The following is a 16,856-nucleotide window of genomic DNA, read 5'->3' on the forward strand; positions in this document are numbered from 1 at the left end:
CAAAAATAAGTCTTTGCATTTTGGCATGATTAATGCATAATACTGCTCGACCCTTCTTAAGCCGAGGGTCACCTAGCCAACTGACGTTGTTAGTGAATACAATTTGTTCACACTAAATATAAGCCAATCGCGATTATTGCGGTTGGCTATTTTTTTATATGAACAACGTTACTTACGTGCTTTGCAAATTGCACTTCCCTCGTTCTAGACTCATAAAAAGGGCTGACGCATCACGCCAACCCCTTGTATTTCACTTTAGGTTTTAATCTGTTTTCTTGAGCTGATCAGTACCCCATCAACTGGAGTAAATTTTCAGCTGTTACAATGGCCTCTTTACGATTGGCGATATTGAGCTTTTGGTACAAGTTGCGAATGTGGGTTTTAATCGTGGTGCCTGCCACATCAAGCTCTTGCGCGATTTGCTCATTACTGAAACCAGAATAAATCAAACCAAGCACCTGCCACTCACGTTGAGTCAGTGGGCTTGTGCGAACCAGTTCCGGTACGTTAGGGTGGTTTACCAGCTTCTCAATGAAGTCTTCATCAAAGTGAATAGAGCGGCTGCGCTGATTGGAGGAAATATCCTTCATCAATTGTTGAGCGCGGTGACGTTCTAGATCGCCTAACTCATGGCGGAGGCTTAACTTCTCCAGTAGCCCGCCAATGGTGGCGCCATCAATGAGGAAATTACCTACCATCCCCGTCTGGTTTGTCATCACTAACGCTTCTTTTAGCAAAGCTTTTGCTTGCTCTTCGTCTTTTTGGCGAGCAGCAAACACCGCTTCGACCACTAAGTTGCGATTAGTATCTGTGATCAGGTTGGTTCGACGAGCTTCACTTTGGAGGAAATCTAATGCTGCGCGCGCTTCGGTATATTGACCTAAGTTGATGTGTGCGCGTGCAATGTTACGCCATTGCAATTGTGAAAAGTGGTTGCATGCCGATTCAGGACGAACCGCAGTGTTGAGCCATTCTTGCATTGCATCGGTGTTACCGCGCGCTTGCCAAAATAGGATCAACGATAGTGAAGCGTTTGCTGTCCAGTCTACATGGTAAGTCGACTGCTTCATCAAATGTTGAATGTGCTCAATGAATTTACCGGCTTTGTCTAGCTCGCCACGGCCAACCGCAATACGCGCCAGCATCGAGTAGCTATGTAAGTGCTTACTTGGCGAATGGTTTTCGAGAATTTGTAGACCTCGGTAGGCACATTCTTCTGCTTCATCAAGTCGGTTCCAGCACCAAAGCACTTGCGCTCGAATACGCAGCAAAAACTCGTGCAGAGGAACATGTTGAAGTTGCTGATCTTCAATCAGGCGGAATGCGGAATCTTGCAGCTCAAAGGCGGCTTGTACGTAACCTTGCGCAATCAAAATCTCGCTTTGTTGTAAAATCGCCCATAACGCTTGGTGGTAAACTTGGTACTGACGCGCCAATTTTTCGGTTTGTTGCATCATCGGTAACGCGCGGTCGAGTTTACCTAGCACGTGGTTAACTTCGCCAACAACCGAAGTTGCCACAATGCGGCTACGGTAAATTGTGTTATCAAGTTGGCTAAGTGCTAGCTCCGCTAATTCGAGTGCTTTCTCTGGCTGGTTGCTGTTGATAGCCACTTGAGCAAGCAGCGCGTTTGCTTGACCTTGATAATGAATATCTAACTCAATGTTACGCTTTTTATGCTCCTCTTCCGCTTCTTCAAGCAAGTGGCCTACTTGGTTATAACGGTGTTGACTTTGAGCCAACCAAGCTCGGAGCATTGTAAGTTTTGGGTGGCTGAACAGAAGCTCAGCATCCAACTTATTAATTGAGCTTTCCAGTGTGCTGAGCTCGCCTTGGTTAAACATCTTCCAGCCGAATTCGTTTAGAATTTCTACCACCAAGTCTTTATCGTTCGACTTTTGTGCATGGTGAATCGCTTGGTGCGGTGCTTTTTGTTGTAACCAGGCAACAGCTGCATTGCGGTGGAGATCTTTTTCTTGCTGAGGAATACGCGCTTGGCGCTCATGAGACAAAAACTCACCAAATAAGTTATGGAATCGGAACCAGTTTTGCTCCCCTTCGAGCGGGTAAATGAATAAGCCGTAGCGGTTTAATGATTCGATCAAACCAAGCGCATCTTCGCGTTGGGTGAGGGCAAACACCAACTCATCATTGAAGTGGTCAAGCACGGAAACTTGCATCAAGAAATGACGAGTTTCGTGATCGAGTAGGTCAAATACTTCTTCGACCAGGTAATCCCACAAATGCGCGTGATTGAACTGAGATACCGACTCTACGGTTTGTGCCAATGTACGGTTTTGATGTTGCGCTTGCAACGCGATCAACTGCATCGCCGATGGCCAACCTTCCACATAGGTTCTGAGGCTGTTTGCCATGTCTTCGTCGATGCCATCGGCAATACGCTGATTAAAGAAACGAGTCGTTTCTTCGGTATCGAACGCCAACATCTCGTTGCCGATTTCGATCATTAAATCACGAACACGTAAGTTTGCAGTACCCAGAGGCGGCGCTGCACGACTTGTTACCACAACGGTGAGGTTGTCTGGCATGTGTTTTAAGAAGAAACGCATGGATTCATGAATTTCATCGTTGGTGATCAAGTGATAGTCATCAAGCACCACATAGCACTCTTGATGAAAATCAGCCATTTCCGCGAACACTTCGCTGAATAAAGAACGTAGAGAAGAGATCTGGCGTTTTTCCGCCAGTTTTTGTGCGTTAGAGCAACTGAAGTTGGTGGCTTTGTTTAATGCTTGAAGCAGGTAGTTCACAAAACGAAAGCCGTCGTTATCGCTGTCATCAATGCTGTACCAACCGACGTTTGGTTTATCGGATAGCCACTGCGCTGCCATGGTGGTTTTTCCGTAACCTGCTGGGGAGCGGAATAAAACCAATTTGTAGTAAGGCGCTTGCTGTAGTAAGTCCAACACTCGTGGGCGCACGATGGCATTGTGCAGGCGTCCTGGTCGAGTAAGCTTAGATGGAATCCACATTAGTAATTATGTCCTTATTTATGTATACCCAAGTGATTACGACGTGATCATTTCAGTAAGGCCCCCTCGAAAGCTTCGTCTTACTGAATGATTTCACCGGCATCAAAAACTGCTTGAATGCCGGTTGATGTCGCCTCTTGTTGGGGCTTGCATCCGTCTGAAAAACCATTCCATACGGTCACTTAGATATAAAAGCTAGCGAAAACTAGAAATAACTCACACCGCCTAATTCTAGTTTGTATAAAAAGCGTACAATCCTGTGAGCCGTGTGGGATGGTACGACATCAGAAATGTCCGTTACTTTGATCCACTTCCTAATTCTCAAGGGTTGATGGATTTACCATCAACTACGCCCTTTATTTGTGATTCTTGTCACTTAAATATCTTTTGTGTCGAGTGTATTAAGATCTCGTTGCACATCGATTATGAAAAATCTTTCCATGTTAACCAAGTTAATGTGACCAATATTACAATTTTCACATCATCAGATGAGTGGGCTATAAAAAGAGTCATGAACGGGTTTTAACCTTTCTCATATTCCATTGTGATCAAAATCACTAAGAACTGGAGCAAAGCTCACTTTGTTGAGATTTGGATCACTAACCTAGCAATGGTACCCCCTCTACGCCCTCAGCCCTCCTCCTTCAAAGGATGAGAATTAGGAGGATGTTTATTCACAGAGGTAAATGCACGATGTATGGCAGATGAATTACCAAAAGACGTGAGAATTTCGTAATGAAACCTACTCAACAAAAACAATTTGACAAGAAGTCGTTCCAAGAAAGCGTAAAGAAACACCTATCTGTAACTTACGCTCACACGATTGAAAACGCAGACAGCCGCGCTTGGTACCTAGCAATGGGTCATGCACTGGCTGAGTTCACTACTTTAGATTTGCTTGCTACTGAAGAAGATCCACGCATTAAAAGTGCGAAGAGCGTTAACTACCTTTCGCTAGAGTTCCTTATCGGTCGTTTGACGGGTAACAACCTAATCAGCATGGGTCTGTACGAACAAGTAACAGAAGCAATGGCTGAACTGGGTTACAACCTAACTGACCTGCTAGAAGAAGAACGTGACCCATCATTGGGTAACGGTGGTCTTGGTCGTCTAGCGGCATGTTTCATGGATTCATGTGCGGCGCAAGAATTCCCAACCGTCGGTTACGGCTTGCACTACGAATACGGTTTGTTCAAACAGTCTTTTAAAGATGGTCGCCAGCAAGAAGCTCCTGACGCATGGCGTGGTGTAGAAGGCTACCCTTGGGAAATTGCTCGTCCAGAACTTGCACAAGAGATCGGTTTCTACGGTCACGTTGAAGTGGTTAACGAGAACGGTAAAGAAGTTCGCAAATGGGTTCCTGGCATGTCTGTAAGAGCAATGCCTTGGGATCTACCAATCGTGGGTTACGAATCAGACACGGTTTACCCGCTACGTCTTTGGGAATGTCAGGCAATTGCACCATTCTCGCTAGCAAGTTTTAACAACGGTGACTACTTCGAAGCGCAGCACGCACTGATCGACGCAGGCAACATCACTAAAGTACTTTACCCGAATGACAACCACGAGAAAGGTAAAACACTGCGTCTAATGCAACAGTACTTCCACTCTGCTGCGTCTGTACGTGACATCCTACGTCGCCACGAAGCAGCTGGCTACTCGCTAGCGGATCTACCGAAGCAAGAGACTATTCAGCTGAACGATACGCACCCAACGATTGCGATTCCTGAGCTAATGCGCATCCTGATGGACGAAAAAGGTCTAACTTGGGAAGCGGCTTGGGAAATCAGCTCTCAAACCTTCGCGTACACAAACCACACGCTACTTCCAGAAGCACTAGAGACATGGCCGGAGTCGCTAATTCAGCACCTACTACCACGTCACATGGAGATCATTTACGAGATCAACCACCGCTTCCTACAAGACGTACGTGCAATGTGGCCGGGTGATGTCGCGAAACAACAGAAGCTTTCTATCATCGAAGAAGGTTTCCACCGCATGGTTCGCATGGCAAACCTATGTGTAATTGGCTCTTACGCAGTAAACGGTGTAGCGGCACTTCACTCTGAATTGGTTAAGAAAGACCTATTCCCAGAGTTCCACGAAATGTACCCAACACGTCTACACAACGTAACGAACGGTATTACGCCACGTCGTTGGTTGAAGTTCTGTAACCCAGGTCTTTCTAAGCTAATCACAGAGAAAGTCGGCCCAGAATGGCCAGCGAAACTAGAGCAACTAGAAGGCATCGCTAAGTACGCCACTGACGAGAAATTCCAGAAAGAATTCATGGCAGTGAAGAAAGAGAACAAAGAACGCCTAGCTAACTGGGTGAAAGAGAACATGGGTATCGAACTCGATACTAATGCGATCTTCGATGTTCAAATCAAGCGTCTGCACGAGTACAAGCGTCAGCACTTAGACCTTCTACACGTACTGTCTCTGTACCATCGCATTATTAACGAACCAGGCTTCGAATGTGTGCCTCGCGTTGTGTTCTTCGCAGCGAAAGCGGCACCGGGTTACCACCTAGCGAAAGAAATCATTTTCGCTATTAACAAAATTGCTGAGAAAGTGAACAACGACCCTCGCATCGGCAACAAGCTGAAAGTGGTCTTCATTCCTGATTACCGCGTGAGCATGGCTGAAATTATTATTCCTGCGGCGGACGTATCACAACAAATTTCACTTGCGGGTAAAGAAGCATCAGGTACTGGTAACATGAAGATGGCGCTTAACGGTGCCCTAACGATCGGTACGATGGATGGTGCTAACGTTGAGATTCGTGAAGAAGTAGGCGATGAGAACATCTACATCTTCGGTCTAGACGTTGAAGGTGTGAAAGCGCTGAAAGCTCAAGGTTACAACCCATTTGATTACTACAATGCGGATCATCTACTCAAAGCGTCTATGGACCTACTACTGGGTGAAGAATTCACTCCAGGTCAACCAGGCTTACTGCGTGCAACGTACGACAGCCTACTAGATGGTGGTGACCCGTACTTATGTCTTGCGGACTTCGCATCTTACGTGAAAGCGCACGAAGACATGAGCGAACAATACAAAGACCAAGCTGGCTGGGCGAAGAAAGCCATTCTTAATACCGCCCTTGTCGGCAAGTTCACCTCAGATCGCTCAATTCGCGACTATGTGAACAACATCTGGAAACTAAAAGCGGTTCACCGTTAATAGAACAGAGTTAAGACCAAGGTAGCCAAGCGCTACCTTTGGTCATTTTCCAAAAGAAGTTATTGATAACAATAAAACCCTACATGGAAGGTGTTGGTATTACCTTCGGAGAAAGCGATGAAAGAACAAACAGCATTAAAGAAAGTCGCGGAAATGGCGAGATTGGCTGATAGCTATGTCAGTGCTTGGGGAGATGAGGCAAAAGTGTCTGAGGAGACGCTACGCCGCTTGCTCGCTTCGCTTGGCTACGATACTAGCAGCGATGAAAAACTATTGGCTTCTGCTGAAAAGAAACATAAAAAAGACGTACTAGCCCCTGTTCTTGTTTTACGCGACGGCGAACCAGTCGAAGTGGAACTAAACCTAGGTACGAGTGCTCGTGAGAGTGAATTCAGCTGGCGTTTAGAAACAGAACAAGGAGAGGTACTTGAAGGCTATCTTCAGTCCCAAATTGTTCGTGATGAGCGTGCTGAGGGTGGCCCTCTAGTGTTTGCATTGCCAAAGAACTTGGCTTGGGGTTATCACAAATTGATTGTCAGCCGTAAGCGTCGTAAAACGCCTTACGAGATGTCATTGATCATCACGCCAAAAGCGTGTTTCAAACAAGACGATCTAAACCAACATAAAAAGCTATGGGGTCCTAGTATCCAGCTTTACACACTGCGTACTCAGCACAACTGGGGTATCGGTGATTTTGGTGACCTAAAACAGTTGGTGAGCGATATCGCTTCTCGTGGCGGTGACTTCATTGGTTTGAACCCGATTCACTCGCTGTTCCCAGCGAACCCAGAAGGTGCGAGCCCATACAGCCCTTCTTCTCGTCGTTGGTTGAATATCATGTATATCGACGTAAGTTCTGTACCTGAATTCGCACTGAGCGCTGAAGCTCAGCAACGTGTTGGCAGTGCAGAGTTTCAACAGCGCCTACAAAAAGCACGTGACTCTCATTGGGTGAACTACACAGAAGTTTCGCAACTGAAAATGAGCGTTCTTCCACTGCTGTTTAGTGAGTTTAAAGCTCGCCATTTAGATAAAAACACCGACCGCGCTCGTGCATTCTTGGACTTTGTAGAAAAAGGTGGCGACAGCTTATTACACCAAGCTGCATTCGATGCGCTTCATGCTGATTTACACGCAGAAGATTCAAACATGTGGGGTTGGCCTGTATTCCCTGAGAAATACCGCACATTCGACGCAGCCGGTACTCAGAAATACATCAAAGACAACCAAGACCGCGTTCACTTGTACATGTACCTACAGTGGATCGCAGACGATCAAATCAAAGAAGCGCAGTCACTGGCAGAAGAAAAAGGCATGGCTGTGGGCTTGTACCGTGACCTTGCTGTCGGTGTTGCCGACTCAGGTAGTGAAACTTGGGCCGACGACGGTAACTTAGTGTTAGACGCAAGTATCGGTGCGCCGCCGGATGTACTTGGTCCTCTGGGTCAAAACTGGGGTCTGCCACCGCTTAACCCTCAAGTTTTAGAAGCGACGGGTTACGACGCGTACATCAAGTTGTTACGTGCCAACATGAAGCACTGTGGTGCATTGCGTATCGACCACGTACTTGGCCTGCTTCGCCTTTGGTGGATTCCAAAAGGCGAGAAGGCGACAGAAGGCGCTTACTTGTACTACCCAGTGGAAGACATGCTCGCAATCCTAGCGCTTGAGTCGCACCGTCATCAGTGCTCTGTGATTGGTGAAGACTTAGGTACTGTGCCAGATGAAATCGTCGATATCCTTCGTGATGCAGGTGTGCACTCATACAAAGTGTTCTTCTTCGAAACTTCGAAAGAAGACGGTGGGTTCATTTCTCCGAAGCACTACGCAGAGCAATCGATGGCGGCACTGTGTACGCATGACATGCCAACCCTGCGTGGTTTCTGGCACTGCGATGATTTGAAAATGGGTCGTGAGATTGGCCTGTACCCAGATGAAAAACAGTTGGAAGGCTTATTTGCTGATCGCTTGAAGTGCAAGCAAGGCATCTTAGACAGCGTTCGCTGGCACGGCTATTTGCCAGAAGGCATTGGTCATGATGCTCAGTACGTACCGATGGACTCGTACCTAAGCGAAGCGCTGCAACTGCACGTAGCAGCGGGTGACTCTGCACTGCTTAGCGTTCAGCTTGAAGACTGGCTAGAAATGGATCAACCGGTCAACATTCCTGGCACGGTGGATGAGTATCCAAACTGGCGTCGTAAATTGTCGATGAACCTAGATGAAATCTTCAGCCGTGAAGATGTGAATCGCATTTCTAAACGCCTCACTGAAGTTCGCGCACAGGCGAGCAAATAAGATGCGTAGAGTGACGTAGATGAATGAGCGGATTACCAATTTTGTTAGCTCAGAGGTACGAAAGTTCCGTCTAGGTCACTCATTCCGAAAACACAATCCGTTAGGATGAAGTACCGTTATTATGCCCGCGACAATAGCGGGCATTTTTTGTTTTTGACATCGCTTGATGCATACATGTTTTAAGCGAAGTCTTTTGTGAGTTCACAACGTTGGCTGTGGAGAAACCGATGTTTGATTCAGATTTCTGGTCTTGAAAAGGATATTGGCTCTAGGGAGAAAGATTTGAAAACCACCAAAACCAAGAAAATAAAGAAACAACACGAACGCGCATATGAACTGCTTGCTGAGGCGGCTTACTCAGACCCATTTTCGGCGTTGGGGCCATTCATTGATGATGGCGAAGGATCGCTGCGAGTGTGGATGCCGGGCGCAAACAAGATTGAACTGCTTGTTAATGGCGAACCTCGCGTGGCGCTTGAGCGTGATGGCGACAGCGGTTTCATCTTAAAAGAGCAACGCGATTTACACCTGACCCACTACCGTTTGGCGGTCGATTGGAATGGTGTTGAACAAATTATTGATGACCCGTACCAGTACCACAATATTTACCAAGAGTACGAGCATCTGCATACGCCCAAAGACATGTATCACTATATGGGCGCACACTTTGTCACGCTAGAACGTGGCGGTGAAAACATCTCCGGTGTTCGCTTCCTTGTCTACGCACCGCATGCATCGGCTGTTAGCCTTGTGGGTTGCTTCAACCAATGGGACGGTCGTCGTCACCCAATGCAACGTTTAGATTATGGCATTTGGGGTTTGTTCATTCCTGGCTTAGAAGAAGGCGTTCAGTACAAATTTGAGCTCAAAGGGCCAAATGGGGAAGGGCTGCCACATAAACAAGACCCTTGGGGTTTCTACTCTGAGCAATACCCATCGTTCGCATCCATTACTTACGATCACAAGCGTTACCAATGGCAAGATGCGAAATGGCAAAACCGCGCAGTGACACAAAAGCGTGATGAAGCGTTATCGTTTTATGAGCTGCATGCTGGATCATGGAAGCGCAACGAGAAAGGCGATTTCCTCAACTACCGCGAACTCGCGGAGCAGTTGGTGCCATACCTTGTGGATATGGGCTACACCCACGTTGAGCTGATGCCTGTGTCTGAGCATCCATTCTACGGTTCATGGGGCTATCAACCCGTTGGCTTGTTTGCGCCAACCAGCCGTTTTGGCTCACCTGATGATTTCAAATTCTTCGTGGATGCGTGTCACCAAGCAGGCATCGGTGTGGTGCTGGATTGGGTTCCTGCGCATTTCCCATCGGATGATCACGGTTTAGCAAACTTTGATGGTACGCCTCTGTTCCACGACCCGGACCCACGTCGCGGTTGGCACCAAGATTGGAACTCATACATCTACGATTTAGGCCGTGAACATGTGCGTCGCTTCCTTGTATCGAACGCGCTGTACTGGTTTGAACAATTCCATATTGATGGCATTCGCGTGGACGCTGTCGCATCGATGCTTTACCTCGACTACTCACGTAGCCACGATCAGTGGGTACCGAACGTCGACGGTGGCAACGAAAACTACGACGCAATCGCAACCTTAAAATGGATGAACGAAGAAGTGTACAAGCACTTCCCGAATGCGATGACGATTGCGGAAGAGTCAACGGCGTTTCCGGGGGTGTCTGCGCCAACCTTTATGGGTGGTTTAGGTTTTGGCTTCAAGTGGAATATGGGGTGGATGCACGACAGTCTTTCATACATCAAAGAAGATCCTGTTCACCGCAAATACCACCACAATACTATCACCTTCCCGCTGGTTTATGCGCACAGCGAAAACTACGTCTTGTCTCTCTCTCACGACGAGGTGGTGTACGGCAAAGGTTCTATCCATAACAAGATGCCGGGCGATGAATGGCAGCAAACCGCAAACCTACGTGCTTACTACGGTTACATGTATGGTCAACCGGGCAAAAAGCTGAACTTCATGGGCGCGGAAATCGGCCAAACGGCGGAGTGGAATCACGATGATCAGTTGCAATGGTTCTTGCTGGAATACGAACGTCATCAAGGCGTTCAAAAGCTGATGCGCGATTTGAACCACTTGTACCGCAATGAAGCGGCGATGCACGATCAAGATTGTGTTCCTGCTGGTTTTGAGTGGCGTCTACAAGACGAGGCAGATGCAAGCATCCTAGCGCACGAGCGTATCAGTAAAGAGGGTGAGCGTATTCTCATCATCACCAACTTTACGCCCGTACCACACGAGCGTTTCCGTTTAGGTGTTCCAAATGCAGGTCAATACGAACTGCTGCTGAACACGGACGACAGCAAATACGGCGGCAGCGATTTTAAAGTGCAGACCAGTGTGAAAACGGAAAAAGTCGAAAGTGAATCACTGCCTCAATCACTTGAGCTTCGTTTACCACCACTTTCAACCGTGTTCTACAAGCTGAACAAATAATTCAACCTAATCAAATTCTAAGCCCGTTTTACAATGTAAATCGGGCTTTTTTTGACCTATTTTTTACCTCGAAAACTTGTTGTTCCTGATTGAATCAGGCAAGCTCGCTGGTTTGTTTATCATCAATCGCTAATGCATTGGGGAGCCACACATGTTGAAAAGGCTTAAGTCATTCCTATTTAAAATGGTGTTGATATTGCTGATCGCCCCAGTCGTTTTGGTTGGTGTGGTGAAATATGTCGATCCACCAATATGGGGATGGAAGTTAAGCCGCATTGTTGTGCCACCAAAGAACTATCCAGACAGCAGCCAACACGAATGGGTACCCTTGTCGCGTATTTCAAAAAATATGCAGTTAGCGGTGATTGCGACCGAAGACCAAAAATTCCCTCATCATTATGGTGTCGATTTCGAATCGCTATTCGACGTGATTTCCGAGGCAGATGATAATGGTCCGTCGAGAGGCGCGAGCACCATTACCCAACAAGCTGCGAAAAATGTGTTTTTGTTTCCTTCTCACTCCTACGCTCGCAAGGCTTACGAGCTTTACTTTGCTTTGCTGATGGAGCTGATGTGGAGTAAAGAGCGCATTCTCGAAGTGTATCTAAATGTGGTTGAATTTGGTCCCGGTATTTACGGTGCAGAAGCGGCGGCGCAGAATTATTTTGGTGTCAGTGCAAAGCAACTCTCGAAGTGGCAAGCAGCGCGTTTAGCCGTGGTGTTGCCAAACCCATATCGAATCAAAGTCTATCCACAAAGTGATTACACTGCTCGCCGCACAAGATGGGCGATGAACCAAATGAGCAATCTTGGCAGCGTGCAACTTTAAGTCCCTCAATCCATTGCGCTTAAATAGAACTACGCCCCTATATCAATAAAATGTGAAGCGTCACAACCTTTGGGGCGTAGGCAATTAGAATGATGTGTTCAGTTTCTTATCTAGGCACAATTAGTGTGAATAAAACTAATAAATGTGCATGGTTACCATGTGCTGCCAATGGACTGAACGATGAAACTGAACCTGATTACCACTACTTTATTGCTTGCGTCGGCAAGTGCTATCGCCGAGCCTAACATCACCATTTCTACCACGACCAACAGCCGTGACTTCCCGCTAAGTGCAGAACAGCCTTTGGTTGTGCCTCTAACCAAAGACGGATACACGCTTAAAATCACGGGCGTTGAAGGCGACTGCATTGCCCCCGATGGTCAGAAAGTGAAGTTCAATAAACCTCTTGCGCTGAACTGCGGAAAACCAACGGAACTACCGTTAAAAATCCGCTTTACCGGCGATTACTCTTTTGCTTTTGATGCAGAAGCCAAAACACTGCGTTTTAAGCGTGAACCTAAGAAAGCCGCCAAGAGTGAGTTCAAACGCCCAATCCCACAAGTGCAATGTGAGGTTTACCAAGGCGGAGAAGTCACCATTGCGTTAGGTGATAGTTTCCCGGATGGCACCAAGTTGCGAGATGCTTACTCGGGGCAAATGGTTGAAGTGCAAGATCAGCAAGTATCACTGACGCCAAGCAAAGACTCTGGAGGCCTAGTGCTTTTAGAGCCTGTACCGAAAACCAAAGAAGCGGTGCCATTTGATTACCGAAACGCGAACATTTACTTCGTGATGGTTGACCGTTTCAACAACGCAGACGCAAGTAACGACAACAGTTATGGTCGCAAAAAAGACGGCAAAGAAGAGATAGGTACTTTCCACGGCGGTGACCTTAAAGGCGTGATTGAGAAACTGGATTACATTAAGAGCCTAGGTACAGACGCGATTTGGTTGTCGCCAATCGTTGAACAAGTGCACGGCTTTGTCGGTGGTGGCGATAGTGGTTCATTTCCGTTTTATGCATACCACGGCTACTGGACGCGCGATTTCACCAAGATTGATGAGAACTTCGGTAACGAAGAAGATTTAAAAACGCTGGTGGAAGAGGCGCACAAACGAGGCCTCAAAGTCTTGATGGATGCGGTTATCAACCATTCTGGTTACTCAACATTGGCGGATCTACAGTTCGACGGTATCGATGTGTTAAAGCCTAATGCCGATCTGCCCAAGAAATGGGGCGACTGGCAACCAAAAGCGGATGAAAATTGGCATAGCTATCACCAGAATATTGATTATCAGAGTCCTAACTGGTCGAAATGGTGGGGCGGTGACTGGGTAAGAACAGGTCTACCGGGATACCCAGCTCCGGGTAGCAGTGATATCACTATGTCATTGGCGGGTTTGCCTGACTTTATCACCGAATCAGACAAAACCGTGAAGCCAGCGCAATGGTTATTGGATAACCCTGGTACTCGCGTAAAGGCGCGTGACAATTACACCGTCTCGGATTATCTAATTGAGTGGCAAACTGATTGGGTAAAACGCTTTGGCATTGATGGCTACCGTGTCGATACGGTGAAGCACGTTGAAGGTGATGTGTGGAAACGCTTGAAAGAAGAGGCATCAAGCAGTCTTGAACAGTGGCGTAAAGAAAATGGCAAATCAGGTCAGCCGTTCTGGATGATGGGCGAAGTCTGGGGACACACCGCGTATCGCAGCCCTTATTTCGATGATGGTTTTGACGCGTTGATCAACTTCGATATGCAGAAGAAGCTAGACAAAGGCGCGGCGTGCTTTAGCCAAATGGCAGACACTTACCAAAGCTATGCGGAAACTATCGCGAACGAGAAAGACTTCAACCCAGTCAGTTACATGTCTTCTCACGATACGGAGTTGTTTTTCTCACGTTTTAAAGATTACGGCATGCAACGTAACGCGGCGAACGCATTGCTTCTTAGCCCAGGTGCGGTTCAGGTTTATTATGGTGATGAAGTAGGTCGTAACATTGGCCCTTACGCGGATGATTTCCACCAAGGCACACGTTCAGACATGGTTTGGAAACTATCGGATGAGAAGCAAGCGCTGCTCAAACATTGGCAAACCCTTGGTCAGTTCCGTCAAGCACACCCTGCCATTGGCGCAGGTCAGCATCGAGTGATTGAACAGGAAGGCGCGTACGTTTTCTCTCGTTCGCTTGGCAATGACAAAGTCGTCGTGGCGTTTGTAGGACGTGATAAGTAACTAAACGCTCTTTATGTCGATAAATAAAAAGCCCTTCCTTGAGTTATCAGGGAAGGGCTTTGTTGTATTAGTTCGCCAGTTCTTGGTCGATAACTTTTTCTAGCTCGTCAAACGGCACATAGCCAGGAATGACTTGATCATTAATGATCAACGCAGGCGTGCCGCGTAAACCAAGTTGCGTGAAATACTGATAGTTTTTATCAAGCAACGCCTTGGTCTCTTTGTCGTCGACAAGCTGCGCTTCTGTCCCCGTTTTTTTCGCGATTTGATTTAAGGAACGTGCGTCATGTGCGCCCGGTTTTTTCACCAATAATTCATGCACTTGTTCGTACTTATCTCGCTGGTTTTGCCAAACATTTAATGCGTAACTTGCCGAGTTGTAGCCGTTTTTCTCGTATTGTTCTTTAAAAGAGACATTGAGGTTAAGCACTTTTACCTGCGGATATTCCTTACCAACTTTGACCAGCTCTCCTTCTAAACGTTTACAAAAAGGGCAGCTGTAGTCTGTTACGTTAATAATGGTTAACTCAGGGTTTTCAGCACCAAAAGAGGAATGTTTGCCATCACTTAGATATTGACGAACCTCCTTCAAGGTGTCGCCAAATGACTGTTGATACGCAATGTACTCTTGAAGGTTTTGGTGCAATGAATCAAGAATTTGAGGGTTATCTTTTAGTATCTGATTAACTTCCTCTAGCTTTTGTTCTGCGGTCTTTTCTGATGCGAAAGATACGGCAGATACGATAGCCATCGTTAACGCCAAAAGTGTACGAGTGAATGTCATAATATTTCCTAAAACTTTTAAATTTCGTTGTTTGTTATGTGAAGTGAATAAAATATGTACAAAAGTCAGGCAGAAAGGTCTCTCGCCTTGCTGGCTTTATTCTCTAAACACGCAAAGTTTTAGGTGAACCCGATACTTTTCCGGTATCGGTTCTGTGTATTCCAGATAACGAATTGCTGTGGTTGTCATCGGCAGCGCCACAATCAAAGCAAACAGAAAAAATGGAATAAGAATATGATCAAACTGATGTTGGTACGCTTGAACCAGCTTTTCTGAAAGGTCGCAAGATGGTGATAAATTCACACTCTCATCTTGCTGACTCTGTATTTGGTGAGCCTTCGGGCAGCTTTTCGAGAAACCAGAATTTTGGCTTAAGCATATCATCACCACCCAAAGCACGAGGGTGAGTGTCCATTTGGCTATTTTATATTGTGAGCGTAACAATGGGTCGTATAGTCCTGTTAATTCTGGTTTATGCCGTTTACATATGACCGGGCCATCCTAACCTAAATTTCGTGGCTGAATGTTACTTTCGAGTTAATCGATATTGCCTCAATGCCAAAGTATGAAGTACGTCATGAATGTTGTAGAAAGCAATATTCGTCAGAATCATTTGTTGAGTTGATGAAGAAGTCGTGAGCTATCGACATAGGTTAATATACCTAATTGTTAGCACAAATTTTTATTATCTTTCAATTGTGATTGGAATCATAAAACAAAACTTCATAACTGAGTCGCGATAATGTTCGGCAGGCGGATTGATTTTGATCATCTCTCTAGCACATTATTCAGGTGAACATATGTGTTAAGTTCCACATGTGTAGGTAATGTTATGAAAATTCCTGTTCAAACTGAGCGTAAAGTTACACTGGGGTGCTACGTTGCTCTGGCGTTTGCGGTTGTGTTCTTTTCTGGCCTGATGCAATCTAGCGAATGGTACGGTGTATTCGATTTTACAACGCTCAATGGCTCTTTCGGCAAGGTGGCGTATGGTGTCACCGAAACGGCTGACGGTGTGCAAGTTGCAACAACGTCGCTTCGCGGTACTGGTGGTAGCGGTGCTCGCGACGGTTTCATTTTCGCACTTACTTTGATTCCAACTGTTATGTTCGCCTTAGGTATGATCAACGTACTTGAGCACTACGGTGCACTTGAAGCAGCTCGTAAGCTTCTTACTCCTCTTCTACGTCCTCTAATGGGCATCCCTGGTAACTCTGGTCTGGCTTTAATTGCTTCTCTACAAAGTACCGATGCAGGTGCGGCAATGACGCGTCAGCTAAAAGATGAAGGTCACCTAACTAAGCGTGAAACGGACGTATTTACCATGTTCCAGTTCACTGCAGGTGCAACCATCGTGAACTTCTTCTCATCGGGTGCTGTGCTGTTCACACTGACGATGGCTGACGGCTCTCTAGCAGTAACGTCTTCTATTGGTTTAGCAGTTGTGGTGATGTTCGCATTTAAGATCATCGGCGCGAACCTGTTCCGTATCTACCTGAACATGACGGAAAGTAAAGAAGACAAGCAAGACCAAAACAAATCAGAGAACTTAAAAGAGGAGACGGCATAATGGGTGACGTTAAAGCGAAAAAACCAATGGTGACGGATATCTTCGTCGAAGGTGCTAAGAAAGGTTGGGTGATTGCGACTACCTCTACGGTGCCTAACGTATTGATGGCGTTCGTAATCATCAAAGCGCTGCAAATCACTGGCGCGTTGGATCTGATGGGCACTGTGTTTTCTCCAATCATGGCGGTGTTTGGTCTTCCGGGTGAAGCTGCAGCGGTATTGATCGGTGCTTGGATGTCGATGGGTGGCGCAGTGGGTGTGGTTATCACGCTGTTTGACCAAGGTATCCTTAACGGCACGCACATTGCGATTCTAGCGCCTGCCATCTATCTTATGGGCTCTCAAGTTCAGTACATGGGTCGTATCATGGGCCCAATCGGTACTGAAGGTCGTTACATCCCAGTTATGATTGCAATCTCAGTATTGAACGCGTTTGGCGCAATGCTGGTGATGAATCTGTTTGTCTAGGAGTGAG

Annotated in this window: 10 protein-coding genes; 7 read left to right on the top strand and 3 right to left on the bottom strand. The window is 46.6% G+C overall.

What is annotated here, in order from left to right:
- Positions 1-284: 284 nt before the first annotated feature.
- Positions 285-2,993: an HTH-type transcriptional regulator MalT gene (gene malT, locus ACHFJ9_RS05660; protein ID WP_005396763.1), complete on the bottom strand. Its 2,709-nt coding sequence runs from the start codon at positions 2,991-2,993 to the stop codon at positions 285-287.
- A 735-nt stretch (positions 2,994-3,728) separates the two neighbouring features.
- Between malT and ACHFJ9_RS05665 the strand changes: the two genes are divergently transcribed.
- The 5 genes from ACHFJ9_RS05665 to ACHFJ9_RS05685 all read left to right on the top strand — a co-directional run bounded on the left by ACHFJ9_RS05665 (position 3,729) and on the right by ACHFJ9_RS05685 (position 14,028).
- The gene (locus ACHFJ9_RS05665) at positions 3,729-6,182 is read left to right on the top strand and encodes a glycogen/starch/alpha-glucan phosphorylase (protein ID WP_005396762.1); all 2,454 of its coding nucleotides are present in this window, start codon (positions 3,729-3,731) and stop codon (positions 6,180-6,182) included.
- 117 nt (positions 6,183-6,299) lie between these two features.
- Positions 6,300-8,480 carry a 4-alpha-glucanotransferase gene (malQ, locus tag ACHFJ9_RS05670; RefSeq protein ID WP_005396760.1) on the top strand — a complete coding sequence of 727 codons (2,181 nt, stop codon included), beginning with the start codon at positions 6,300-6,302 and terminating at the stop codon, positions 8,478-8,480.
- 282 nt (positions 8,481-8,762) lie between these two features.
- Positions 8,763-10,958, top strand: coding sequence for a 1,4-alpha-glucan branching protein GlgB (glgB, locus tag ACHFJ9_RS05675; protein WP_395354166.1), 2,196 nt, complete (start codon positions 8,763-8,765; stop codon positions 10,956-10,958).
- A gap of 151 nt (positions 10,959-11,109) precedes the next feature.
- Entirely contained in the window at positions 11,110-11,787 is a 678-nt protein-coding gene (gene mtgA, locus ACHFJ9_RS05680; protein ID WP_395354168.1) for a monofunctional biosynthetic peptidoglycan transglycosylase, read from the top strand.
- A gap of 180 nt (positions 11,788-11,967) precedes the next feature.
- Entirely contained in the window at positions 11,968-14,028 is a 2,061-nt protein-coding gene (locus tag ACHFJ9_RS05685) for an alpha-amylase (protein WP_395354170.1), read from the top strand.
- Between the two features lie 67 nt (positions 14,029-14,095).
- On the opposite strand, the gene ACHFJ9_RS05690 is transcribed toward ACHFJ9_RS05685, so the two are convergent.
- Positions 14,096-14,812 carry a DsbA family protein gene (locus ACHFJ9_RS05690; protein WP_005384623.1) on the bottom strand — a complete coding sequence of 239 codons (717 nt, stop codon included), beginning with the start codon at positions 14,810-14,812 and terminating at the stop codon, positions 14,096-14,098.
- A gap of 96 nt (positions 14,813-14,908) precedes the next feature.
- Positions 14,909-15,196, bottom strand: a complete 288-nt coding sequence (locus ACHFJ9_RS05695; RefSeq protein ID WP_049872671.1) for a hypothetical protein — start codon at positions 15,194-15,196, stop codon at positions 14,909-14,911.
- A gap of 448 nt (positions 15,197-15,644) precedes the next feature.
- Between ACHFJ9_RS05695 and ACHFJ9_RS05700 the strand changes: the two genes are divergently transcribed.
- Entirely contained in the window at positions 15,645-16,382 is a 738-nt protein-coding gene (locus tag ACHFJ9_RS05700; protein WP_395354173.1) for a nucleoside recognition domain-containing protein, read from the top strand.
- Entirely contained in the window at positions 16,382-16,849 is a 468-nt protein-coding gene (locus tag ACHFJ9_RS05705; protein WP_005374849.1) for a YjiG family protein, read from the top strand. The genes ACHFJ9_RS05700 and ACHFJ9_RS05705 overlap by 1 nt, the downstream gene beginning before the upstream one ends.
- Positions 16,850-16,856: the final 7 nt, after the last annotated feature.

The organism is Vibrio sp. D3, from assembly GCF_043995865.1.
Classification (GTDB): domain Bacteria; phylum Pseudomonadota; class Gammaproteobacteria; order Enterobacterales; family Vibrionaceae; genus Vibrio; species Vibrio diabolicus.